Source organism: Cohnella cellulosilytica (assembly GCF_042431195.1).
GTDB lineage: Bacteria > Bacillota > Bacilli > Paenibacillales > Paenibacillaceae > Cohnella > Cohnella cellulosilytica.
On record NZ_JBHMDN010000008.1, the window covers coordinates 141090 to 163606 of the forward strand.

Annotated in this window: 20 protein-coding genes; 14 read left to right on the plus strand and 6 right to left on the minus strand. The window is 55.6% G+C overall.

Going from position 1 to position 22517, the window contains the following annotated elements:
- Window position 1 precedes the first annotated feature (1 nt).
- The 4 genes from ACFFT4_RS05515 to ACFFT4_RS05530 all read left to right on the plus strand — a co-directional run bounded on the left by ACFFT4_RS05515 (window position 2) and on the right by ACFFT4_RS05530 (window position 3670).
- Window positions 2–1285, plus strand: a complete 1284-nt coding sequence (locus tag ACFFT4_RS05515) for a hypothetical protein (protein ID WP_378045744.1) — start codon at window positions 2–4, stop codon at window positions 1283–1285.
- Window positions 1286–1374: 89 nt separating this feature from the next.
- Window positions 1375–2199 (plus strand): sensor histidine kinase, encoded by an 825-nt coding sequence (locus tag ACFFT4_RS05520; RefSeq protein WP_378045746.1) that lies wholly within the window; start codon window positions 1375–1377, stop codon window positions 2197–2199.
- Between the two features lies 1 nt (window position 2200).
- A complete protein-coding gene (locus ACFFT4_RS05525) occupies window positions 2201–2848 on the plus strand; it encodes a response regulator (RefSeq protein WP_378045747.1) in 648 nt (215 codons plus the stop codon).
- A 69-nt stretch (window positions 2849–2917) separates the two neighbouring features.
- Window positions 2918–3670 carry a cytochrome c oxidase assembly protein gene (locus ACFFT4_RS05530; RefSeq protein ID WP_378045749.1) on the plus strand — a complete coding sequence of 251 codons (753 nt, stop codon included), beginning with the start codon at window positions 2918–2920 and terminating at the stop codon, window positions 3668–3670.
- 3 nt (window positions 3671–3673) lie between these two features.
- On the opposite strand, the gene ACFFT4_RS05535 is transcribed toward ACFFT4_RS05530, so the two are convergent.
- Complete coding sequence (locus tag ACFFT4_RS05535; RefSeq protein ID WP_378045751.1) at window positions 3674–4414, minus strand: response regulator transcription factor; 741 nt, start codon at window positions 4412–4414, stop codon at window positions 3674–3676.
- Between the two features lie 295 nt (window positions 4415–4709).
- On the opposite strand from ACFFT4_RS05535, the gene ACFFT4_RS05540 reads away from it, so the two are divergent.
- Both ACFFT4_RS05540 and ACFFT4_RS05545 read left to right on the plus strand, forming a co-directional pair.
- A complete protein-coding gene (locus ACFFT4_RS05540) occupies window positions 4710–6080 on the plus strand; it encodes a c-type cytochrome (RefSeq protein WP_378045753.1) in 1371 nt (456 codons plus the stop codon).
- Window positions 6081–6095: 15 nt separating this feature from the next.
- The gene (locus tag ACFFT4_RS05545; protein ID WP_378045755.1) at window positions 6096–7118 is read left to right on the plus strand and encodes a cytochrome c class I; all 1023 of its coding nucleotides are present in this window, start codon (window positions 6096–6098) and stop codon (window positions 7116–7118) included.
- A 63-nt stretch (window positions 7119–7181) separates the two neighbouring features.
- On the opposite strand, the gene ACFFT4_RS05550 is transcribed toward ACFFT4_RS05545, so the two are convergent.
- Window positions 7182–7889 (minus strand): response regulator transcription factor, encoded by a 708-nt coding sequence (locus ACFFT4_RS05550; RefSeq protein WP_378045757.1) that lies wholly within the window; start codon window positions 7887–7889, stop codon window positions 7182–7184.
- A 193-nt stretch (window positions 7890–8082) separates the two neighbouring features.
- Here ACFFT4_RS05550 and ACFFT4_RS05555 point away from each other — a divergent pair, with 193 nt between their 5' ends.
- From ACFFT4_RS05555 to ACFFT4_RS05565, 3 genes are read left to right on the plus strand one after another with little or no spacing between them, the layout of a single operon-like run.
- Window positions 8083–8937: an ABC transporter ATP-binding protein gene (locus ACFFT4_RS05555; RefSeq protein ID WP_378045759.1), complete on the plus strand. Its 855-nt coding sequence runs from the start codon at window positions 8083–8085 to the stop codon at window positions 8935–8937.
- Window positions 8930–9586, plus strand: coding sequence for an ABC-2 transporter permease (locus ACFFT4_RS05560; protein ID WP_378045761.1), 657 nt, complete (start codon window positions 8930–8932; stop codon window positions 9584–9586). Before ACFFT4_RS05555 ends, ACFFT4_RS05560 begins: the two co-directional genes overlap by 8 nt.
- Window positions 9583–9948: a GntR family transcriptional regulator gene (locus tag ACFFT4_RS05565; RefSeq protein ID WP_378045762.1), complete on the plus strand. Its 366-nt coding sequence runs from the start codon at window positions 9583–9585 to the stop codon at window positions 9946–9948. Before ACFFT4_RS05560 ends, ACFFT4_RS05565 begins: the two co-directional genes overlap by 4 nt.
- A gap of 23 nt (window positions 9949–9971) precedes the next feature.
- Here ACFFT4_RS05565 and arsC read toward each other — a convergent pair whose 3' ends face one another.
- Window positions 9972–10397 carry an arsenate reductase (thioredoxin) gene (gene arsC / locus ACFFT4_RS05570; RefSeq protein ID WP_378045764.1) on the minus strand — a complete coding sequence of 142 codons (426 nt, stop codon included), beginning with the start codon at window positions 10395–10397 and terminating at the stop codon, window positions 9972–9974.
- Between the two features lie 22 nt (window positions 10398–10419).
- Window positions 10420–11712: an arsenic transporter gene (locus ACFFT4_RS05575; RefSeq protein WP_378045766.1), complete on the minus strand. Its 1293-nt coding sequence runs from the start codon at window positions 11710–11712 to the stop codon at window positions 10420–10422.
- A gap of 92 nt (window positions 11713–11804) precedes the next feature.
- On the opposite strand from ACFFT4_RS05575, the gene ACFFT4_RS05580 reads away from it, so the two are divergent.
- The gene (locus ACFFT4_RS05580) at window positions 11805–12188 is read left to right on the plus strand and encodes a MerR family transcriptional regulator (RefSeq protein WP_378045767.1); all 384 of its coding nucleotides are present in this window, start codon (window positions 11805–11807) and stop codon (window positions 12186–12188) included.
- A 45-nt stretch (window positions 12189–12233) separates the two neighbouring features.
- On the opposite strand, the gene ACFFT4_RS05585 is transcribed toward ACFFT4_RS05580, so the two are convergent.
- Together ACFFT4_RS05585 and ACFFT4_RS05590 are read right to left on the minus strand one after the other, a co-directional pair.
- Window positions 12234–13862 carry a response regulator gene (locus ACFFT4_RS05585; RefSeq protein ID WP_378045768.1) on the minus strand — a complete coding sequence of 543 codons (1629 nt, stop codon included), beginning with the start codon at window positions 13860–13862 and terminating at the stop codon, window positions 12234–12236.
- Entirely contained in the window at window positions 13859–15589 is a 1731-nt protein-coding gene (locus ACFFT4_RS05590) for a sensor histidine kinase (RefSeq protein WP_378045770.1), read from the minus strand. The genes ACFFT4_RS05585 and ACFFT4_RS05590 overlap by 4 nt, the downstream gene beginning before the upstream one ends.
- Before the next feature lie 230 nt (window positions 15590–15819).
- On the opposite strand from ACFFT4_RS05590, the gene ACFFT4_RS05595 reads away from it, so the two are divergent.
- The 4 genes from ACFFT4_RS05595 to ACFFT4_RS05610 all read left to right on the plus strand — a co-directional run bounded on the left by ACFFT4_RS05595 (window position 15820) and on the right by ACFFT4_RS05610 (window position 22514).
- Window positions 15820–17331 carry an extracellular solute-binding protein gene (locus tag ACFFT4_RS05595; RefSeq protein ID WP_378045772.1) on the plus strand — a complete coding sequence of 504 codons (1512 nt, stop codon included), beginning with the start codon at window positions 15820–15822 and terminating at the stop codon, window positions 17329–17331.
- Between the two features lie 142 nt (window positions 17332–17473).
- The gene (locus tag ACFFT4_RS05600; protein WP_378045774.1) at window positions 17474–18589 is read left to right on the plus strand and encodes an ABC transporter ATP-binding protein; all 1116 of its coding nucleotides are present in this window, start codon (window positions 17474–17476) and stop codon (window positions 18587–18589) included.
- A gap of 23 nt (window positions 18590–18612) precedes the next feature.
- Complete coding sequence (locus ACFFT4_RS05605; protein WP_378045776.1) at window positions 18613–21606, plus strand: extracellular solute-binding protein; 2994 nt, start codon at window positions 18613–18615, stop codon at window positions 21604–21606.
- The gene (locus ACFFT4_RS05610; RefSeq protein WP_116059046.1) at window positions 21603–22514 is read left to right on the plus strand and encodes a carbohydrate ABC transporter permease; all 912 of its coding nucleotides are present in this window, start codon (window positions 21603–21605) and stop codon (window positions 22512–22514) included. Before ACFFT4_RS05605 ends, ACFFT4_RS05610 begins: the two co-directional genes overlap by 4 nt.
- The last annotated feature ends 3 nt before the right edge of the window (window positions 22515–22517 follow it).

The following is a 22517-nucleotide window of genomic DNA, read 5'->3' on the forward strand; positions in this document are numbered from 1 at the left end:
CATGCGCACCAAAATTAACCGATGGCCCGCGGCCGCTTTGGCGGCCGCGGTTTGCCTGTTTTTCCTGCTTACGCCCGGCGGAGAGACAAGCGGAGCCGGACACGAGCACGCGCACGGCGCGACTGAAGGGGAATGGGCGACCGTGTTTGGGATTATCGGCCGGGCGGCAGCGAAGGGCGCTGTTATGGCATTGCTTGGAATTGCCGTATTTCGAGCCTTTATATGGCCGGATATGAACGGGGATGAGACGACGGAACGGATCGTCCGAAGACTGGAGAAAGCGGCGGCCGTTGTCGTTCTTTACGTGCTGATGTTTTCGGACCAAGAGAGCGCCTGGACCCTCTCAAAGATGGTTGTCGCCGTGCTGACAGTGCTGGTCGCTTGGGATACGATTCCGATCCCTCGCATCTCCAGATCTGCAAAGCTGTTATGCCCGCTTGCCTTGATTCCGCTTATCCACGCCGACGGCGGCGGAGGAATCTCGACCTCCGCAGACCTGCTTGCACTTCTCGCGGAAACCTTGCATACCTATTCAATGGCGATATGGTTCGGAGGAGGGCTCGCGCTCTTCTGTGCGTTGTCCCAGGCTGCGTCGGAAATACGGACCGAGCTTCCGTTCGCACGCTTCATGACCTGGTCGGCCGCAGCCTGGTGGGGATTCGCGACAACCGATGCGGGCGGCGTTCTCCTGCTTTGGAACACTCGGGAAAACGGCGCTGCGACGTGGATCCTGATTGAATTACTGCTATCCGTCCTCATTGCGTTGATCGTCAGAATCGGTTATAGAAATTGGAACAGGGATCGTGAGACGAAAGGGGCTTATCAGCCGTTTCGTTTTAAGCAAAACCTGAGACTTTCGCTAAGCCTGACCGTAGTCGTCCTGCTCGTCTCGGCGTTATTTTCCCGATCCGTTCCGCTTGAAGGCGCTCTTAGAGAACCCTTGTACTGGCATGTGATGGGGATCGACGCCCACATGTCTCTTCGAGTCTCGCCTAGCAAAGGCGCGAGCGGACAGCTCGTCCGTCTCGATATCTGGCTGCCTAGCGGAATGGGCAAGCCGGCTTCGGCAGAAGTGTCTCTCGGGCGGGAGGAAAGACGTATGACGGTTCCCCTGAGCTTCAAGGAGGGAGGACCCGATCCTTACGGCTTCGAAGGCTTCGATAAATATACCTATGAAGCGGAAGGTTCCTACATTGATGCTAACGGCGTTTGGAAGCTCGAGGTTGCTGTTGTCGACGAAGCCGGAAAGTCTTACGCCTATGAGAAAGAGGAAGTTCTTCCATAAGGCGAGTAGTCATTTAGAGTCATATCTGTTCCTCTCCCGTCAGGTTAAAATAAGAAGGAAACATTGGCTAGCGAAGGAGGAGACGCGTTGTGACCTACAAACAAATCAAGTGGCTCATTTTAACGATTCCGACCCTGACAATCGGACTCTGGGAATATGTTAGACATGAATTTCTGTTGCCCTATATTTCCATGGAGCTGGGAAACTGGCTGGCACCCGTGTTCGTTCTGTTTGTCTCTCTGCTGTTTTTGACTCAGCTGTTCACGATGATCGAGCATAATCAAGACGAGCTCAATCGGGCCAAGGCGGTACAGGCCGTTCTTCAGGAACGGGAGAAGATTGCCCGAGAGCTGCATGACGGCATAGCGCAGTCTCTGTTTTTCCTGAACGCTCAGATCTCCCAGATGGAGAGCAGGCCCGCAACGGACGGTCCCATGCTGCAGAAGCTGAAGGAAAGCGTACACCGCACCAACGATTATGTTCGGCAAGCGATCGCCAACTTGAGACATCCGGCCAAGGCGGATACGATCCCCTGGCTGGAGGGAGTGGAAGTCTTGATCGACGAATTGAAGTTGGAAACGGCTCTCCAGTTCGACGTCCAATGGGAAATTCCCGAATCCCGCCTATCCTCGAAGGAAAAAATCGAGCTCCTCGCAATTGTCCGAGAGGCTTTGATGAATATTCACAAGCATGCCGAAGCCCAACGCGTAACGATTCGAGCAACAATAACGGAAAAAGGCTGGATGTGCCGACTGGCCGACGATGGCAAAGGCTTTCCTCTGGAGGAGACCATGGTCAAAGGACGATACGGCTTAAAGATGATGAAGGACCGAGCCGAAGCGATGAACTGGCATTTGGGGATTGAAAGATCAAACGGGGAAACGATTATATCGGTGAGGAAAGGGGAGGCTTAAAATGTCGCCTTTCAGAGTGCTGGTCATCGACGACAGCGAAATGGCACGGGAAGGGATTCGAATGATCCTGCAAAGCACGCCCGACTTTGAGGTAGTAGCGGAGGGGAGCAGCGGGGAAGAGGCAATCGCGTTAAGCGAGCAATGGATGCCGGATTTAGTGCTGATGGACATTCAGATGCCCGGCATGGGCGGTTTGGAGGCCACCAAGCGTCTGAAGGAAAAGTATCCGTATCTCAAAATCGTCATGGTCACTGTATCCGACGATATTGCGCATTTGTTCGATGCGCTCAAAAAAGGCGCTCAAGGTTATCTGCTGAAAAACCTGAAACCGGAGGCGTGGCACGAATATTTGAAGGCGATCGCCTTCGACGAGGTTCCGATGACTAGGGATTTGGCGTTTCGTATTCTGAAGGAGCTGTCTCCTGCGGGAATCACCCAGACGCGGAGCAATCCGCTTACCGCCCGCGAAGGAGAGATTCTGGGGCTTGTAGCCAAAGGCTTGAGCAACAAGGACATCTCCGGTCATCTGGAGATATCGGAGCATACCGTAAAAAATCATTTGAAAAACATCCTGCAAAAATTACATTTGGCCAATCGAGTGCAGCTAGCTCGCTATGCCTATGAGCAAAGCTGGATCGGAAAAAAATAAAACGGGGAGGACAGTCGCGTGAACGGACTGATAGACCGCTACGGGTGGCACGGAGTTCTGACGCCGGAATTGCTGGTCGTCGTGGCTGTGGCCGCTTTGTTATACGCCAAAGCGGGCAACGGAGAAAGAAGGGGCGATCACGAGGCGGTCCTGTCTCCCGCAAGACAAGCCTCTTTCTACGCCGGCCTTCTTTGTCTTTACTTCGGCTATGGCGGAGTGTTGTCCGCGCTTGCCCGCCAATCAATCGATACGTACGTTCTTCAGCTTTGCCTTCGCTATCTTGCCATGGTGCCGCTGATGATCGCGGGCTTGCCTCAATGGATTCGCCAGAGTTTGCTCCGTCGTATTTCAGGAGGAGTGCGCTTGATAAGAAACGGACAGGAGGGTACGTTAGCCGCGCTTTTATTTTTCTTGTCGTTGTCGGTATTGCTGTGGCCGAAGGCCTATCAAATGATGAATGAGTGGGAATTGCTCCGTTTTCCGCTCCAGGGAATTCTTCTCGGAAGCTCCTGGTTCATGTGGGAAGCGATGCTTCGTCCTTGCGCGGCGCGGAAGCAGCGTCTTAAAATCCGCACCCGGCTGTCCATTCTGGGGAGCGTTGTGCTTTTCCCCGTATGTGTGGCCATGACCGGCTCACAGTATGGAATCACTACGTTTAGGCCAATTTCCATGTCCGAGCTATGCGGCGCTCCGCAGACGGGGGTCTTGACGACTGCCTCTACGGTCGCCAGTATCTCCATGCTCGGAGGAATTCTGTTGATGGGAGCGCTTCAGCTTTCATTGGCTTTGGCGGCCGCCGGAATGAAAAACCGCACTCTCTGACGTTCAACCGGTTTCGGCTGCCGGATCCATCAGACAATAACCTCGACCTCTCTCCGTTCGAATTATCCCTGCCAACTCCGGTTGGAGTTGCTTTAGTTTTTCACGAATGCGCTTGATGTTAGTATCCACAGTTCGACAATAGCTGACTGAACTGGTCGGCCAGACGGCCTTTAAAAGCTCTTCTCTGCTGACGATTCGGTTGCTGCGATCGGCCAAGTACTTAATCAGCTTGAATTCACAGGATGAAAGGCGCACAGAGAAATGAGCAATGCGAATGAAGGGACCATTGCGGCCAATCTCAAGCCTGGAGCGCAGCAACGAATAGCGTCTGCGAACGATCTCCGCCTGCTCTCTTACTTCAACTGCCCTTTCAAGCATCCCTTTCATTCTGTACAACAATTCCCGGCAACTGAACGGCTTGCTGACGCAATCGTCGGCTCCCGCCTCGAAGGCTGTCAATCTTTCCTCCACGCCTCCTTGCTTGGACGTTACGGCGATGATCGGTATGTTCGGCGCCGTGCGCTTCAACGTAGCGAATAGCCTCCAGCCGTCCTCTCTGAATTTCGATGCGTCTATGAGTGCGAGCGCATACTCGCCGGACCTTGCTTTTTCCATGCATTTTGCCCGCGAACAATCTGCGGTTACTCGCCAACCGAGCATAGCGGAGAAGTAATCGACTGCCTGGAAGAGCGGCTTCGAGAAACCAAACAACAAAATTTTCGGGGCTTTTATCGTCGCGATCATGGTACCCTCCATCCTTGTCGAACGTTCCAATTCTTTCAATTCTAGCACCGTCTGCAATGACCTTTCCATGACCATATGGTGCTATTTTATGCTTCTGCAAGGAACCGCTCCAAAGAGCTAGCCCTTTATAACTAAAGAAAACGAGAGAATAATGGATTTAAATATAGATAAATGAAGTTATTCTGGACCATTCACAATAAATTCATCTAATTTCGATTAAAATGACTACTATTGGCCATTTTTTGTCCGAGACCCTCTGGATATACTGATGACTTGACAAGAGGAGGGGATGAGGTTGAATTTTCCGACGATCGATTTCGGCTGGCTGGGCAACGGCAACCTGATCGGGATGATGGCCGTGCTGCACGTCATGATCAATCATGCGGTGGCGATCGGAGGGTGCGTGCTGATGGTGTCGATTGAGTATCGGGCGCACAAGGACAACAATCCGGTATTGGAGGGATACGCCCGTACCCTGAGCAAATGGATTATGATCATCACGACAACAGCCGGTGCGATGACCGGCGTCGGAATCTGGTTCACCACTACGGTAATATTGCCGGATGCGATCGGATCTTTGCTTCGTATTTTTCACTGGGCGTGGTTCACGGAGTGGCTCGTATTCGTGTCGGAGGTCGTGCTGCTGCTAACGTATTTTTACACATGGGACAGATGGAAGGGAGCGGACAAAAGAAAACACCTTCGCATCGGGATTGCGTTGTGCGTGATGTCCTGGCTGACGCTGGTCCTCATTACAGGTATTCTGGCTGCGCAAATCAACCCCGGAAACTGGGTGGAAACGCTGTCGTTCTGGGACGCTTTCTTTAACCCTACGTGGATCCCATCGATGATCTTCCGTACGTTCGCGGCGATCGCGCTGGGTGTGGCAGTCCTGCACGTGTTGAACCGATGGATGGTCAAGAGCGTGCGGGATCGTGTGACCGTACAGCGTATTTTCGGCAGATGGCTGGCCATCTCGGTGCCCGTTATGCTGCTTAGCGGTTTCTGGTACCTGAGAAGTCTGCCGGATAAAGCGCAGACGCTGGTGAAGTGGGCGTCCGGCATGAGCGAGTCCGCGTTCATTTGGCTGAACATCGGAGGGTTGCTGTTGATTTTTATTCTCGCCGTGACGCTGCTGGACGGAAAACCCAAATTTCCGATCGCATTGACCGTATTTACCGGCGTGTTTTCACTGCTGCTCATTACCGAATTCGAGATCGTGCGCGAGAACATTCGCAAGCCGTATGTCATTTACAATTACATGTATGCCAACGGCGTTCTCAAGGAAGATATGGAGAAATATGCACAGGACGGATTTTTGAAGCATGCCAAATTCACCAAAATCAAGGAAGTAACGGAGGCCAACAAATTAGAGGTCGGGGAAGAAATATTTGCGATGCAATGCATGGCCTGCCACAGCATCGATGGGCCGCGCAGAAGCCGGGCGATGACGGAACGGATTGACGGATGGAGCGAAGACGCTCTCGTCAGCTTTATCCCTTCCATGCACCTGATTCGGGATGTTATGCCCCCGTTCGCGGGAACGCAGGAGGAGGTCGAGGCGGTAGCCGCCTATCTGGCCAACGTCGTCGCGCAAATAAATGGCGATTCTCCGACGGATAGTGAAGCGAAGCCGCAATCCGCCGAAACGCCGCAAAAGGATTAAAAGGAGCCGTCGTATATGCCATTTTCTCTCAAAACCGAATCTCCCGTTCCCAACGACCTGGGACTGGCGATACCGGGGAACCTGCCTTTGTTCGAAGTGTTGATCGTTGTCGGTTTTATTTTGCATCTGATCTATGTCAACATTACGGTAGGCGGCGCGGTCTACGCCGTGCTGCTGGAGATTGCTGGCATTCGCAAACGCGACGCGGTCGCAGACAAGCTGGCGCTGCAGTTGGCCACGATGGTCGCCATTCACAAGAGTATTGCCGTTGTGCTCGGCGTCGCGCCGCTGCTTATTATCAGTACGATTTACACGCAATTCTTCTATCCGTCCACCATTATGATCGGCAAGTGGTGGCTCATGTTGATCCCGTTGCTCATCATTTCGTTTTTGCTGCTTTACGTTTATAAATTCATGTGGGACAAATGGCAAAATCGCAAGGGACTTCATCTGGTCTTCGGGATATCGGGAACGGCGATCCTACTGTTCGTGCCGTTGCTGTTTATTACCAATGTCGCTTCAATGCTCCAGCCGGAGCTGTGGGACGGGTCCAAAGGCTTCTGGGATTCCCTGTTCCGCTATCCGACGATTTGGCAGCGGTATTTGCACTTCATGGCGGCTGGATTTGCGGTAATCGGCATGTATATGTTCTGGTGGGGAAAACGCAAGAGCCGTCGGGGAGACGATCCGGTGTACGCGCTGGCGAGAAAGTTCGGTAAGGGATCTGCCTTCCTGTTTACACTGCTGCAGCTCATCGCAGGACCGCTGCTGCTGCTGAGCATGAACTCGGAGGTGCGTTCCAGCTTCCTTGGCGGGTCTTTCTTTCACACATCTCTGCTAGGTACGGCTATCGTTCTGGCAGTTGCGCTTGTCGTTCTGTTGTACAGGCTGTACAAGGCCGACTCGCGCAGGCTGTTCCTATCCTCGCTTGTCGTACTGCTGGTCATTATGGGATTGATGAGTTGGATTCGGCACGAGGTTCGCGAGCTGTACCTGGCTCCATATATGGAAGAAGTTTCGAGGACTCTGCGGAAGTAGAAAGGAATTAAACGTCCCCCAAAACGGCTGGCTCGCGGTCCGTTTCGGGGGACGTTTTCAATTTTAACTCTGCGTGATGCCGTAACCGTAGCCTCGTATCGTTTGAATCAGGACGCCGGAGCCAGGCGCGACCTCGTTCATTTTTTCCCTGAGCCGTTTGACATGGGTATCCACCGTTCTGCAATCGCCTTGATAGGGATATTTCCAGACGTTTCTGATCAGATGCCCTCTGGAAAACGATTTGCCGGCATGCTCGGCTAAATAGTAAAGCAGATCGTACTCCTTCAAAGTCAAGTCCAACGGGCCCCCGTCCACCGTAATCTTGTGCGCTCTGGGATCCAGACTGATGCGAGGCAACACGATCAAACTGCTCGCCGCCTGTTTTTTGCACTGGATCTGCTGAGCCGAAATCCGTCTCAGGATACCGCTGATCCGATGCACCACCTCGCGCGGACTGAACGGCTTGAGAACGAAGTCGTCGGCTCCAGCCCGGAAGCCGTCTATCTTGTGGTGTTCGCCTTCTTTTCCGGAGATGAAAACAACGGGAATATTGCTCTCGCTTCGAATGATCGCGCACAGTTCCAGACTGTCGATTCCTGGCAATTCGGTGTCGAGTACAACGAGGTCGAAACGATGATTCAAAATTTGCCGAAGGGCGTTTAGCCCGTCCGATTCCTCCTTGACCTCGAAGCCCTCTCTTTGTAGGTGCCTGCTCAATGTGCTTCGGATCTGCTGCTCCTCGTCGACAATAAGAATTTGAGTATGAATCACCGATATTGGCCTCCTTTTGACGGTTGTACTTTCACTTTACGCCAATTCTCGGAAGCGATGGAATAACTCGAATGTGCCATAAAAGAACGTAATTATGACGAAATCGTTACACTGCCGGGCAATTGACAGAACAAATCGCTCTGTGATATATTGTGCATGCACAACATGCACAATTTTGGCGGGGAGGCGCGATATGCTGGCTTTGGAGGTTCGGAACGTCAATAAGAAATACGAAGGCTTTCAGTTAAAGAATGTATCGTTTCGGCTGGAACAAGGTTATATTATGGGATTTATCGGTGCCAATGGCGCGGGAAAAACGACGACGATCAAATCGATCCTGAATATGGTTCATATCGATAGCGGAGAGGTATGCGTTCTGGGCAGAAACATGGCCGAGCACGAAATCGAATTGAAGCAGGAGATCGGCTGCGCATTCGGCGGCATCGATTTCTATACGCGCAGCAAGATCAAGACGCTGACCGGCGTCATTAAGAAGTTTTATAAAAATTGGGATGACGAGACCTATTACAGGTATCTTAGAAGATTCAAATTGGATGAAAACAAAAAAATCTCCGAATTGTCGACGGGAATGAAAGTCAAGTTCGGCCTGGCGTTGGCTCTGTCCCACAACGCGAAGCTTCTCATTCTCGACGAACCGACAAGCGGACTCGATCCGGTCGCGCGCGACGATCTGTTGGATCTCTTCCAGGAGCTCGTAATCGATGGGGAAATCAGCATTCTTTTCTCCACTCACATTACATCCGATTTGGAAAAATGCGCCGACTATATTACCTTCATTGAAAACGGACAAATTATCAACAGCTCCGAAAAAAACGAATTTATAGAGTCCTATTTCTTGCTGAACGGAAAAGAAAGCCAACTAAATTTGGTGAAAGAGAAGCTGATTTCTTACAAGGTAAACTCTTTCGGTTTTACGGGGTTGATCCATTCCAAAGACTTCGTTCCCTCTTCCGACATTAAGGCGACTGTGCCTAACCTTGAGGAAATCATGGTTTATTTCGCGAAAAAGGAGGATATGCATGTATAACCTGGTCATGAAGGATTTACGCTTGGGAATCAACTCGTTTTTTTTCGTTCTTCCCGTTCTGACGGGAGCCTTGATGTTGGTCCCCGGTTGGATCTATTTTCTCGTCCCCCTGTATTTCTGCTGGCTGACGGTACCGAACATGTTTGGCGGCTTTAAAGCTCAGAACGACTTGCTTTTTACCGCGATGATGCCCGTAACCAAAAAAGACATGGTGAGAGCAAGAATCGTCGTCATTGTCTTGCTGGAATTGCTGCATCTTGCTCTCGCCATGATCTTCGGCGCGATCACGCTTCGATTATACCCGCATTTGACCTATTATTTCTTCGCACCGCATATGGGCTTCTGGGGGCTCTGCTTGGCCATGTTCGCGATCTTTAATCTGATCTTGATTCCCATGTACTATAAGACGGCGTACACCTACGGCAAGGCAACGGCTGCCTCCATCACGGCCGCCATGCTGTTCGCCGGAATTGCGCAATGGCTGGGAATCCAAAATTCTTCTGTAGCCGACGTTTTCATAGGAACCGGCGTCGACAATACGGCACTTCAAATTTCGATCCTGGCCGCGGGAATCGTAATCTTCCTTGGCTTTACGCTGATGGCTTATCGAATCGCGGTGCTGCGGTTTCAGAAAGTGGAAGCCCAATGAACGTAGCGATTTCGAACACATCCGAGAAACCGATTTATCAGCAGCTGTTCGAGCAGATCAGCGCCCAAATTCTGAAAGGCGAATTGGAAAGCGGCTATTGCTTGCCGCCGATTCGACAAGCGGCCCAGGAGCTTCGCGTCAGCGTCATCACCGTGAAGAAAGCCTGGGAAGAGCTCGAGCGATGCGGACTGATCCATACGATAACGGGCAAAGGGTGCTTCGTGGCCGAATTCTCATCCGAGGAGATGCTGCGAATACGCGATGAAATGATCCTGAAGAAAATGGACGTCGACGCCTCTTACTATAAATCCTTCGGTCTCACTCTGGATGAGGTCGTTCAGCTGTTGAAGAAGATCTATTAGCGGCAACAGGCAGGCCTGACCGCTTATTCGGTCAAGGAGCGGCAAAGCATTTCCACCCGCGATCGAATCGCGTCGCGAACGGCACGGAACTGTTCCCGAATTTCTTCTTCGGTTCCGGTCGCCTTCGCGGGATCGTCGAAGCCCCAGTGCCATCTAATCACGCCGGGATTGGAGACGACCGGACAATGTTCGTCGGCATGTCCGCACAACGTAATGACATAAGCCGCCCGATTCAAAATATCAGGGTCAATGACATCCGACGTATGGGAAGAAATATCTACGCCGGCTTCCTTCATCGCTTCAACGGCTCTCGGATTAAGCCCATGCGCTTCAAGGCCCGCGCTTTTCACTTCGCAGAGATGACCTCCGAGCGCCTTCATAAAACCTTCAGCCATTTGGCTTCTGCATGAATTGCCCGTGCAAAGGAAGTAAATCAATGGTTTTGTCATGTCATCCGCTCCTTCTTCTGTCTTATTCATACATAAACTTCAGCCACAGGTACAGGCTTGTCAGCGTGAGGAAGAGAACGGGAATCGTCAACATCACGCCGACCTTGAAGTAGTAGCCCCAACCGATTTTAACGCCTTTAGCGGACAGGACGTGCAGCCATAGCAAGGTGGCCAGCGAACCGATAGGCGTTATTTTCGGCCCCAGATCGGAACCGATCACATTCGCATAAATGAAAGCTTCCCGGATTTCTCCAGCTGCGCCGCTCCCTTGAATCGCCAGAGCTGCGATCATGACCGTCGGCATATTGTTCATGATGGAAGAGAGAAGGGCCGTAATAAATCCGCCACTCAACGCGGCAGCGTAAAGCCCTTGATCGCCGGCCCAGGCAAATAATTTACCGAGTTCCTCCGTAAATCCGACATTGCGGAGCCCGTATACCACGACGTACATCCCGATGGAAAAGACGACTACCGACCAAGGCGCCCCTTTCACGAGCCTCGCCGCATGAATTCCTTTGCTGTGATGGGCGAGCCATAGGAGGAGTATCGCCGCCGCTCCCGCTATGATCGAAACCGGAATCCGCAGGAATTCGCTGCTTAAGTAAGCGGCCAGCAGTACGGCAAGGATTACCCAAGAAATCCGAAACAGCCGCAAGTCCCTGATAGCCTCTTTCGGTTGTTTCAATTGAGCAAGGTCGTATTGCTTCGGAATCCTTCGGCCGAACACAAGATACAGCACCAACAAGCTCGATCCGATGGCGAACAGGGCAGGGACGATCATGTGTCCGGCATATTCGAGGAACCCGATCCCGAAGAAATCCGCGGACACAATGTTCACCAGGTTGCTGACGACGAATGGAAGAGACCCGGTATCGGAGATAAAACCGCTGGCCATGATAAAGGGCAAAATCATTCGTTCATCGAATTTCAAAGCTCTGACCATAGCCAGCACAATCGGAGTCAGAATAAGCGCGGCCCCGTCATTGGCGAAGAAAGCGGCAGCCGCTGCGCCAAGCAGGATGACATAGACGAACATCAGAGCTCCGCTGCCTTTGGCAAACCGGGCCATATAAAGCGCAGCCCATTCGAAAAATCCGATTTCGTCCAAAATCAAGGAGATCAGAATCACCGCTGCGAAAGCAAGCGTAGCGTTCCAAACGATCTGCGTCACTGTCCAGACGTCATCCCAGCTAACGACCCCGGCGATCAAGGCCAGGATAGCGCCGGCACAAGCGGACCACCCGATATTAAGTCCGCGAGGCTGCCAAATGACAAAAATCAAAGTCGCGATGAAAATTCCGATAGCCGTGAACATGGATCCTCCCCCAAGTTGTCCTAAACGGATGAATCTTGTATGCTGGGAAAAGAATATCACTTCAAGTCAGCTTGAAGTCAAGGGGGAGCAGCATGTTATCTATCGGCGAAGTCGCTGAGAAGAGCGGCATCACGACTTCGGCTTTGCGCTATTATGAACAAATCGGATTGCTGGAGCCCCCGCAGCGCACAAGCGGGAGACGGATGTACGAAGATGAAGTTCTAGGGCGAATCGGTACGATTAAGCTGGCCCAAAGCGCGGGATTTCAAATTCAAGAAATCAAGCAGCTGCTGGACGGCTTCGACTCGGGAGTGGCGCCTTCCGAGAGATGGCGGGCGATGGCTCTGAAGAAGCAGGAAGAGCTCGAAGAAAAGATTGAAAAAATGGCGCGTATGAAAAAGATTTTGGCGAACAGCGTAAACTGCGAGTGCTTGACCTGGGAGGAGTGCTTTCAAGAGATCGCGGATCGCGGATGAACGGTCTATGGAAAGGAGCGATAAACGAATGAGTATATCGACTCCTCAAAGCAGGCGTTCCCGATACTCCTGTGGCGTCAGGCCGTAATGCTTTTTGAACATTTTGATAAAATGCTGCGTCTGGTTGTATCCGAGTTCGCCGGAGATGTCGTACACTTTGATTCCTTTATTTTTGAGCAGCGCAACGGCTTTCTCCATTCGGACGCGCAGCACGAAGTCGCTGAAGCTCTCGCCCGATTCCGACTTGTAGATTCGGGACAGGTAGGAGGGATGCAGAAAAACGCTGTTGGCGACCGTCTGGATCGATATGTCTTTGCCAAGGTTGGCCATGACGTATTCGTTGACCTGTTGAACGATGGCGGCGCGGGAATGCTGGCGTTCCCGATCGACGAGCTCGAACAGCCGATCGAGAATGCGGAACGTCCATTCCCGCAGCGACTTGACCGTCTTGAACGGCAGTCCGCCGGCGACCTTCTCGTATTCGTCCCCGATCAGTTCCGCCAGCCTGCGGCGATTTTTGTGCGCGATATAAGCAAGCATCCCGCCTATTTCGAGATAGACCTCCAGAATATGCTCCTCGAACTGAAATTCGTCCTGCAGCAGCTCCTCGAAGATCCGCTCCAGCTTCCCGCGCAGCTCGTTCCACTGTCCGGCTTCGATGGTCATCTTCAGCGTCGGCGGCTCGTACAGGCTGGACAGGAACGCCGTCTTGTGGACTTCTTCCGTGCTGCCGATCGTCATAAAGAAGGCCCGTTCGCTCCCGATCCGCTGACGGAACGCGAACAAGCATTGCTGGTAGCGGTCCGAGACGGCCTCGGGGAACTCGAACCAATCGCTGACGAGCGCGGATATGCTTCCCTTGAGATAGACGCCGACATAATGCTGAAGATGCGCCGCGCCCTGTTCCAGCATCCGCTGCCGCTCCGGCTCGGGCAAATCTCTCGTTCCTTCGCCGAGTCCTACGAGGAAGATTAAATAGCCGTAGTCGTCGAGACAGCTCCATATTCGGAAATCGTCGCGGAACAGCTCTTCCGCGATGTTGGCGATCGCGTATTCGAGCAGCGATACGCTTCGCTGGTCGTAGTCGGCAAGCGGCTCCTCCAGCCGAACGAGCACGAGCGCCGCTTTCTCCCGGACGGTGAAGGGGAGCTCGTACAGATCCAGCTTCTCCTGCAGCAGGCTGTCGGGCAAGCGTCGGCCGCGCAGCAGCTCCAGCAGGAGGCCGGTCTTCAGCGCGGGAAGATGCTCGCGGAACGTATGGAGCACCCGCTGGCTGGAAACGACGGCCTGCCATTCGGCCGCCTTTTTGTCGAGGACGCCGCGGATCGACCGGATCAGTTCGTCGTTCGGAACCGGCTTCAGCAGGTAGTCTTCGACATCCTGACGCAAGGCCTCTTTGGCGTATTCAAAATCGGCGTACCCGGACATCAGAATGATTTTAATATCCTTCCAGCGTCTGCGGATTTCGCGAATCAGCTCCAGTCCGGACATGACGGGCATGCGAATGTCCGTCACGACCAGATCGACGGGCACGATGTCCAGCGTCTGCAGCGCTTCGTGAGCGGAATACGCTTTATGAACGCCGACAACCCCCATTTCCGTCCACGGGAGCGTGCGGGCCATGCTGTCTACCTGATGCGGATGGTCGTCGACGATCAGCACGTGATGCATCATGAGGGGCCTCCTTTGTTTTCATGATCCGTCCAATGCAGGACAGTGCGCAATCCGCCGCCGGGGGAGGGGGACATCTCCACGCCCGCCTCCGGCCCGAACCGGTATTTCAGCCGCTGGTGCACGTTCCACAATCCGCAGCCCGATTCGTTGTCGAGCGGCGTATCCAGCTTGATCCGCAGCTTCTCCAACGCGTCTTCGGAAAGTCCGACGCCGTTGTCCTCCACGATCAGACGGTTGCCCGAGCCGTCCCGTTCGCCGGAGATCCGCAGCCATCCCCATTCCATCCGCGGCTCAAGTCCGTGGAGGATCGCGTTCTCGGCGATCGGCTGCAGAATCAGCCGCGGTATCCGCAGCTCCAGCATGTCGTCCGGGACGTCCAGCTCGAAGTCGAAGCGCTGCATCTGCAGGTTCTGGATCGTCAAATAGTTGCGCACCAGCTCAAGCTCCTCGCCCAGCGTCGCTTCCTGATTTTCCACGCGGGTCGTATAGCGGTAGTACTGACTTAAGTTCAGCGTCATCGCGATCACGGCTTCTTTCTCTTCCAGCTCGGTCATGCTCTTGATGAACGCCAGCGAGTTGTACAGGAAGTGCGGATTGATCTGGGACTGCAGCTGCTTCAGCGTTGCTTCCTTCGAGCGAAGCCGCTCGGCGAACACGTTCTCGATCAGCTGCTCGATCTGGGACGCCATCTGGTTAAAGCGGTGGAACAAATAGCTGAATTCGTTCTTCTGCCTGTTCGTCAGACGGACGGAGAACTGGCCGCGTTCCATATTGCGCACGCCGTGAAGCAGCTGCGATACCGGCATCTGTACGTTGCGGTACAGCAGCAGGGCGAAGGCGATGCTCATGGCCAGCAGCATGCCGATGCAAGCGTAGAAGAGCAGGGAGCTGTTCTTGATCGGGCTTAACCGGTATTCCATCGGGACGTAGTCGACGAGCACCCAATTGAGCGTTTCCGACTTGACGTAGTTGATCATATATTGACGTCCTTGCAGCCGAACGTATTCGGTGCCGCTTTCCGCGCGGTCCGCGTCCACCTTGCGCCCGTTCAAATAGTCGACGACGCCCTCCGCCAGCGTTTCGTTAGCCGTCCGATTCATAATCGGCAGCTCGCCCGGATGGTAAAAAAACGGATCGTTTTTTCCCTTCAGCTTGATCTGATCGAGCATGTTCCGAATGTTGTCCGCCGTGAAGCTGACTTCGACGATAATCCGCGAGCCGGGGTACACGGTATGCCTGACGAATTGCTTGACCGGTACGCCGTTCTCCGACGTCTCCCGATACTTCCATTCCTTCGTAATCGCGTCCTCCGCGAACATGGCCCCGTAATCCGCCGAATTCAAAGTGGTGACCCCGGTGCCGGCCGCCGGGGCATAGACGGTAAATTGGTTCGTCCAGTTGCTGGAGGCACCGGACAATCTCAGCTTCTCGATAATGTCCTGCTTGATCACGACTTTCTCGTAGTTGCTCGGCTTCTCGTCGATATGGATCAAGTCGTCGATGACCTGGAACCGTCCGATCGTATTGGCGGCGAGCATTAATTGCTCTACCGTCACTTCCGCTTGCCGCAGTAGAAAGGACAGATGCTGCAGGTTCGACTCCTTGATCTCGTTGCGCACGACGCGTACGCTCACTTGATTGGAATACATATACAGTCCCAGAATCGGCAGAATGAGGAGAACCAGCATCAGAATCAGTCTGCGGAAAATCGTCATTTTAACCGGCATTCCGGGGTCCCTCCAAGTAGGTAAGCGATTTCATGGCTCGTATCCATTATACTATGGAGGAAGGCCGCCGAGGCGGGAATCGACGCAAGAGGTGTTCAAAACGGCATGAAAGTAAGCAAACCGTCATAGCGCCGCGCGCCTTCGCGATTTACGATACTATCAAGACGAGATCGCCGGAAGCCGCCGCAACGGGTGGCCGCGCGGCGGTCGAATCCTCCGGGAGGTTACCCATGATCCGTATCTGCGTTTTCCGGAAATCCGCCGTCCTGCCGCTGGTCAGCGCCGTCGCCGCTTTGAGCGCTTGTTCGCTTTCGCCCGATTCGTCGAACGGAGGCAAGGCCAATGCGAGCCCTCCGCTCGAAGTCTCGTGGATGAACATCGCTTACGGGGCGCCCCCGCCTGGGGGAGACGCCGTCGGTCAGCGCATCGAGGCGGAGACGAACACGAAAATCAGTTGGCAGTGGGTGCCGCTTAACGGGTACAAAGAGCGATTAAACGTGGCGCTCAATACCGGGGACCTGGCGGACATCACCCAAGTGCCGACCAGCAATCCCATCTACGAGACGGCAACGAACGAAGCGATCCAGGCCGGCGTATTCCACGATCTGACCCCTTATCTGACCGGGGACAATCTGCGGAAATACCCGAATCTTGCGGCTTACCCGTCCTCGATCTGGGACAACATGGTGTACAACGGGAAGATATGGGGCATCCCGCGACACCCGAATCCGCCGATTTTCACAACGGTGCATATCCGCAAGGATTTGCTGGACAGGGAGGGGCTGCCGGTGCCGACGACCTGGGAGGAATTGACGGACGCGCTCTTGCGGCTCAGCAATCCTCCCGATCTGTACGGGCTGGCGATGAAGTCGACGTCCAGCGCCGACGTGATCGCGAACGCGATTACCGGCATCCAGAATTGGGATGTGGACGGCGAGGGGAATTTCCGGTATCGCGACTTTATGCCCGCCTTCAAAATTTATTTGCGGTGGCTCAAGCAGCTGTACGACGCGGGAGCGATCCACCCGGAGTTCCCGATCGTCGAAGGCAGCGAGACGGACCTGTTCAAAACGGGCAAATACGTGGCGGTGGCCGCCAATACGCACATGTTCACGATTCCGGATTGGCTGGAGAAGCTGAAGGAGAACGCGCCGGAGGCGGACGTATTGACGCTCAAAGTGCTGCAAGGGCCCCAAGGCTACGCAACGAGCATGGCGACGGGCTCGTGGACAAACCTGATGATCGACTCGCGCGTGCCGGAGGCCGACATTCCGCGTCTGCTGGAGCTGATCGACTTCACCTCGTCGCCCGTCTATCAGCGATTGGCGCTGTACGGCATTGAAGGCGTTCACTATGAGCTCAAGAACGGCGTTATCGAGCGCAACGACAAGTACAGGAACGAAGGCATCGAGGCGTACACGTGGAACGACGGCACCTACACGGGGGCGGACAATTATCTGCTCTGGGACGCCGACCCGGTCAGGCTGCAATGGTACAAGGAAGTATTCGAAGATTCGCAGTTGAAATCGACCTATTCGAATCCGGCCTATAATCTGTATTCGCCGTCGCTCGTCGATAAGTGGGGCGATCTGACCCGGGACCTCGAGCGCAACAAGGTAAAGTTCGTCATGGGCGTGCTGTCCGAAGAGGACTGGGATCAATACGTGAATCGACTGGTTTCGTCGGCGGACTACGTTCAAATCGCCGATGAGCTGAAGAACGCTTATCTCAAGTACAAGTAACGTACAAGTAACGGGCGGGCACTCCCGCCGGCACCGGCAGCTATCGTCCATACAAGGAGCAGGTTTGCGATCCCGCAAGCCTCTTCGGCGAGCCCTGCGGCAGGGGCCCGCTATCAAATTCGACCGGGAAGAGGAGATTGGCATGGCGAACGTCTCGTTCCATCACGTCAGCAAGCAGTATCGCGCGGAGAAAAAGCCTTCCGTCGTCGACTTTCACCTCGATATCGCCGACGGAGAGTTCGTCGTGCTGGTCGGCCCTTCCGGCTGCGGCAAAACGACGACGCTGCGCATGCTGTCCGGACTGGAGGACATTACGGAAGGCGAGATTTATATCGGGGACCGGTTCATCAACTACGTGTCGCCCAAGGATCGGGACATCGCCATGGTGTTCCAGAATTATGCGCTGTACCCGAATCTGTCGGTGTACGAGAACATGGCGCTCGGCTTGAAGCTGCGGAAGACGGCCAAGCACGAGGTTGAGCTGCGGGTGAAAAAAGCGGCCAAGACGCTCGAGATCGGCGCGCTGCTGCACAAGAAGCCGAGTCAACTGTCGGGCGGACAGAAGCAGCGCGTCGCCCTCGGGCGGGCGATCGTTCGCGAGCCCGAGGTGTTCCTGATGGACGAACCGCTGTCCAATCTCGACGCCAAGCTGAGAACGCAGACGCGGGCCGAGCTGATCCGGCTTCATCAGGAGCTGCGCACGACGACCGTCTACGTGACGCACGATCAGACCGAGGCGATGACGATGGGTTCGCGGATCGTCGTGATGAAGGACGGCGTCATCCAGCAGGCGGATACGCCGGACCGCATATACGGCTATCCGGCGAATCTGTTCGTGGCCGGGTTCATCGGCTCGCCGGCGATGAATCTGATCGAAGGGGCGATCGCGGAGGAGGACGGCAAATATTATTTTCGCAACAAACGGCTGCGGCTGCGGCTGCCCGACTCCTATCGGGCGTTCGTCACCTCGGCGAGGTTCGGCAAAATCGTCATGGGCATCCGGCCGGAGCATGTGGAGATGGAGCCTCGCCAAGCGCCGGACAGGGAGGACGAGACCGTCGAGGCCCGGATCGACATCATCGAGCGGATGGGCGCCGATTCCTACTTGTATATGAGCCTTGGCGACATTCGGCTGATCGCCCGGGTCGTGGAATCCGACTCCCGGTATCATGCGTCGGACAAAGTCGACATCGGCTTCCGGATGGAGAAGGCGCATTTCTTCGACGGAGAAACCGGCCGGAATCTCGGAATCTTTTAATGAACGGAAGGCGGGAAGACGGAATGAGGCTGCGCAGATGGATGCTGGTTACGATTTTGCTCGCCGTCGTCGCGGCGGGATACGTCATCCGGTCCTGGGGACAGGAGGAGCCGTTCTACCCGGCGGTAGCCGCTTCGGCGATCGCCGGGGTCGCGGGAGACGAGAACGGCGTGCCGTATTACGCCGCCGAGGTTAACCGCTTGCAGGCGGAAGACGTGCCCGCCTACGCGGGAGAAGCGATCGAGATCGATCCGTCCGGCTATGCCGCCGCTTCGCCCGACGCGGCGCTGTCCGCGGGACCGGATGCGGAATTGGGCCGCCGTGCGCTCGTCTGGGAGAACGGCTCCGGCTGGACGGAATGGAAGGTCGAGGTGCCCGCGGACGGAATTTACGAGCTGGAATTCACCTACAAATCGATCAAACAAGACAGCAGCAGCTCGATCTTCTACGGGCTGGAGATCGACGGACAGACGCCGTTCTCCGAGGCGGGCAGCCTGGAATTCGTCAAGCGGTGGCGCGACAAGGACGTTCCCTTCCGCAAGGACGCGATCGGCAACGAAATCCGCTCGCTGCAGACGGAGTCCTCCGTATGGCTGACGGCCCGGATGACGAACTATGCCGTCTCGTCGGAGCCCTTGAAGTTCCGGCTGTCCGCAGGCGTTCATACGCTGCGTTTTACGGCGCGGAACGAGCCGATGGCCTGGGGAGCGATCCGTCTGCGCGCGCCGGAGCCGATGCCGGATTATGCGGCCTATTCGGCGGGCGCGGGAACGGGAGATGCCGCGATCCGCGGCGTATCGGAAGCTTCGGCGACCGGCGTCTCCGCTGCGGCGGGAGACGGGGACTGGTTCGCGCTGATCGAAGGGGAGCGGTATTCGCAGAAGTCCCACCCGGCCGTGCAGTCGGGCACGCAGAACGAACCCTACGTGTCGCCGGACGGCCAGGGCCGTTTCGTTTACAACATCCTGGACGGCCTGCGCTGGAAGCGGGCGGGAGAATGGGCGGAATGGTCGTTCGAGGTTCCGTCCGAGGGCTGGTACGAGATCGACGTAAAGTATTTTCAGCGTTTCGTCGGCAAAGCGAACGCCTATCGCACCGTGCTGATCGACGGCGGGACGCCGTTTCGCGAGCTGCTGCATTATCCGTTCGCGTACAACGATCGGCTGGAGGTTCACACGCTGGGCGGGGCGGACGGCGAGCCCTTCAAGTTCCGCCTCGCGGCGGGAGAGCATACGATCCGGTTCGTGACCGACACTTCGCCGCAGTATCCGGCGCTGCTGTCGCTGCAGGACACCGTCCGGGAGCTGTACGACCTCGAGCAGAGGCTGCGCAAGCTGACGGGCGATTACGGCGCCAACTCGGGCGACGCTTTCCGCACATGGGACATCGCGGGCTTCATGCCCGATATCGGCGACCGGCTGGAGGACATTCGCGATCGGCTGCAGACCGCGATGGCCTATCTGGACGGTCTGAGCGGAAGCAAGACCGACGCGACCCAGTCGCTGCGCATCGGCCTCTCGATTATGGACGATCTGCTTCGGGACGTCGACGCCGTGCCGAACAAGCTGGGACGGTTTCCCGATCTGCAGATGCGGATCGGAACCTGGATGGACACGCTCGCCAACGGCGGCATGTCGATCGACTTTCTCGTCGTTCGCGAGCCCGGGGCCCATCCTTCCCTGAAGGAAGCGACGACGTTGAACAAGATCCCGTATACGGCGGTTAATTTCGCGCGGACGTTCATCCTGAATTACAATGCCAGATCCCTTAACGACGAGCATGCGCTCGAGGTGTGGGTCGGCCGAGGCAGAGACTACGCTTCCCTGCTGCAGGAGATGATCGACCAGAGCTTTACGCCGGAGACGGGCGTCGCGGTGAACGTCAATTTCATGCCGGACGCCGCCGCACTGACGCTTAGCAATGCCGGAGGAGATCAGCCGGACGTGGCGCTGGGGCTGGCTCAGGATACGCCGGTCGATTACGCGATGAGGGAAGCCTCTGTAGATTTGTCGCAATTTTCCGACTTTAAGGAAGTCGCTTCGCGGTTCCACCCGGGCGCCATGCGTTCGTTCGGATATGGGGAAGGGGTGTACGCGCTGCCGGAAACCCAGAGCTACCCTTTGCTGTTTTATCGCAAGAGCATCCTGAACGAGCTCGGGCTGACCGTGCCCGACACCTGGGAGGATTTGCAAAAGCTGCTGCCGACGCTGCAGGAGAGCGGGATGAAGTTCTATTTCAACGCCAAAGATTTCGTGCCGTTCTTCTACCAGCGGAACGCGGAATTTTATACGCCGGACGGCGCCGGTCCCGCGTTCGATACGGACAAAGCGTACGAAGCGTTCGCGCAATGGACGGAATTGTTCGGCAAGTACGACTTGCCCCAGGAGGTGCCGGCTTTTTTCCAGCATTTCAAGCTGGGCACGATGCCGATCGGCGTAGCGGATTTCAATACGTACGTTCAGCTGCTCACGTCCGCGCCGGAAATACGCGGCGACTGGAGCGTCGCGCCGATGCCGGGCACCCCTCAAGACGACGGAGAGGTGGCGCGCTGGGCGATGAATACGATGACGGCGGCGATGATTTTGAACAAAAGCGACAAGAAGGAGCAGGCCTGGCGATTTCTCGAATGGTGGACGCGAGACGACGTCCAGCTGCAATACGGCAATGCGATGGAATCGTTCTACGGTCCGGAGTACCGCTGGAACACCGCGAATATGAAGGCGATGTCGCTCGCCCCTTGGCCGGCCGACGACATGGCGGCGATCCGGGAGCAGAACCGCTGGGTGCGCAACGTGCCGTTCCTGCCGGGCGGATATTTGCTGGCGCGGGAAATGGAGTTCGCCTGGAACCGGACGGTCGTGCAGAAGTTCCCGGCGAAGGATTCGCTGGACCGTTCGTTCACGGCGCTGGAACGGGAAATGGCGAGGAAGAGGAAGGATCTCGGGCTGCGCGACGACGATCGGTTGAGCTTTCCCGTCGTCGACCGGCCGTACGATTGGGGGGAGGAGAAGCCATGATGCTGTCTCTGCTGCGCAGAATGTGGGGCGAACGGGTCGCCTACGCGTTCATGGCGCCGTTCCTGCTCTGCTTCGCGGCGTTTATCCTGCTGCCGGTCTTCATGGCGATTCTGATGAGCTTTACGTCTTACGACGCGTTCCGGTCCCCGCATCTGATCGGTTTCAAAAACTATGCGGCGCTGCTGACCCAGGACACGATTTTCATGAAATACGCGCTGCCCAACACGATAAAGTTCGCTTTTTTCGTCGGTCCGATCGGGTATTTGCTCACGTTTTTCCTGGCCTGGCTCATCTATCAGCTGCCCAAAAGCGTGCGGGATATCGTCACACTGGCGATGTACGCCCCGTCGATGGCCGGCGGCGTCGCGCTCGTCGTCGTGTGGCAGGCCGCGTTCAGCGGCGATTACGTCGGCTACCTCAACAGCTTCCTGATGCGTATGGATTGGATCCAGACGCCGGTGCTGTGGCTGCAGGATCCGAAGTACCTGCTCAACGTCATGATTCTGGTCACGATCTGGATGAGCTTCGGCGTCGGATTTCTGGCGATGCTCGCCGGCTTCGACACGGTCAATCGGGAGCTGTACGAGGCGGGGCGCATCGACGGCATCGCGAACCGGCTTCAGGAGGTGTTCTACATTACCGTGCCGTCGATGAAGCCGCAAATGCTGTTCAGCGCCGTGATGGCGATCGTCGGCACGCTCAAGGCGGGGGCGATCTCCGTGCAGTTGACGGGGCTGCCGATTACGAAGCAATATGCCGGACATTTAATGCTGAACCATATCGACGATTATGCCTTCATCCGGTTCGAGCTCGGTTACGCGTCGATGCTCTCGGTCGTGCTGCTGCTGTTTTCCTATGCCGCGATGAGGCTAAGCTATCGGCTGTTCGGCCCGAAGGAGGGGGACTGAGGC

Bases quoted from the DNA above. Each gene is read 5' to 3' on its own strand.
- ACFFT4_RS05515 (WP_378045744.1), top strand. From the start codon at position 2: ATGCGCACCAAAATTAACCGATGGCCCGCGGCCGCTTTGGCGGCCGCG.
- ACFFT4_RS05525 (WP_378045747.1), top strand. From the start codon at position 2,201: ATGTCGCCTTTCAGAGTGCTGGTCATCGACGACAGCGAAATGGCACGG.
- ACFFT4_RS05535 (WP_378045751.1), bottom strand. From the start codon at position 4,414: ATGATCGCGACGATAAAAGCCCCGAAAATTTTGTTGTTTGGTTTCTCG.
- ACFFT4_RS05545 (WP_378045755.1), top strand. From the start codon at position 6,096: ATGCCATTTTCTCTCAAAACCGAATCTCCCGTTCCCAACGACCTGGGA.
- ACFFT4_RS05555 (WP_378045759.1), top strand. From the start codon at position 8,083: ATGCTGGCTTTGGAGGTTCGGAACGTCAATAAGAAATACGAAGGCTTT.
- ACFFT4_RS05560 (WP_378045761.1), top strand. From the start codon at position 8,930: ATGTATAACCTGGTCATGAAGGATTTACGCTTGGGAATCAACTCGTTT.
- ACFFT4_RS05565 (WP_378045762.1), top strand. From the start codon at position 9,583: ATGAACGTAGCGATTTCGAACACATCCGAGAAACCGATTTATCAGCAG.
- arsC (WP_378045764.1), bottom strand. From the start codon at position 10,397: ATGACAAAACCATTGATTTACTTCCTTTGCACGGGCAATTCATGCAGA.
- ACFFT4_RS05575 (WP_378045766.1), bottom strand. From the start codon at position 11,712: ATGTTCACGGCTATCGGAATTTTCATCGCGACTTTGATTTTTGTCATT.
- ACFFT4_RS05580 (WP_378045767.1), top strand. From the start codon at position 11,805: ATGTTATCTATCGGCGAAGTCGCTGAGAAGAGCGGCATCACGACTTCG.
- ACFFT4_RS05585 (WP_378045768.1), bottom strand. From the start codon at position 13,862: ATGATGCATCACGTGCTGATCGTCGACGACCATCCGCATCAGGTAGAC.
- ACFFT4_RS05590 (WP_378045770.1), bottom strand. From the start codon at position 15,589: ATGCCGGTTAAAATGACGATTTTCCGCAGACTGATTCTGATGCTGGTT.
- ACFFT4_RS05595 (WP_378045772.1), top strand. From the start codon at position 15,820: ATGATCCGTATCTGCGTTTTCCGGAAATCCGCCGTCCTGCCGCTGGTC.
- ACFFT4_RS05600 (WP_378045774.1), top strand. From the start codon at position 17,474: ATGGCGAACGTCTCGTTCCATCACGTCAGCAAGCAGTATCGCGCGGAG.
- ACFFT4_RS05605 (WP_378045776.1), top strand. From the start codon at position 18,613: ATGAGGCTGCGCAGATGGATGCTGGTTACGATTTTGCTCGCCGTCGTC.
- ACFFT4_RS05610 (WP_116059046.1), top strand. From the start codon at position 21,603: ATGATGCTGTCTCTGCTGCGCAGAATGTGGGGCGAACGGGTCGCCTAC.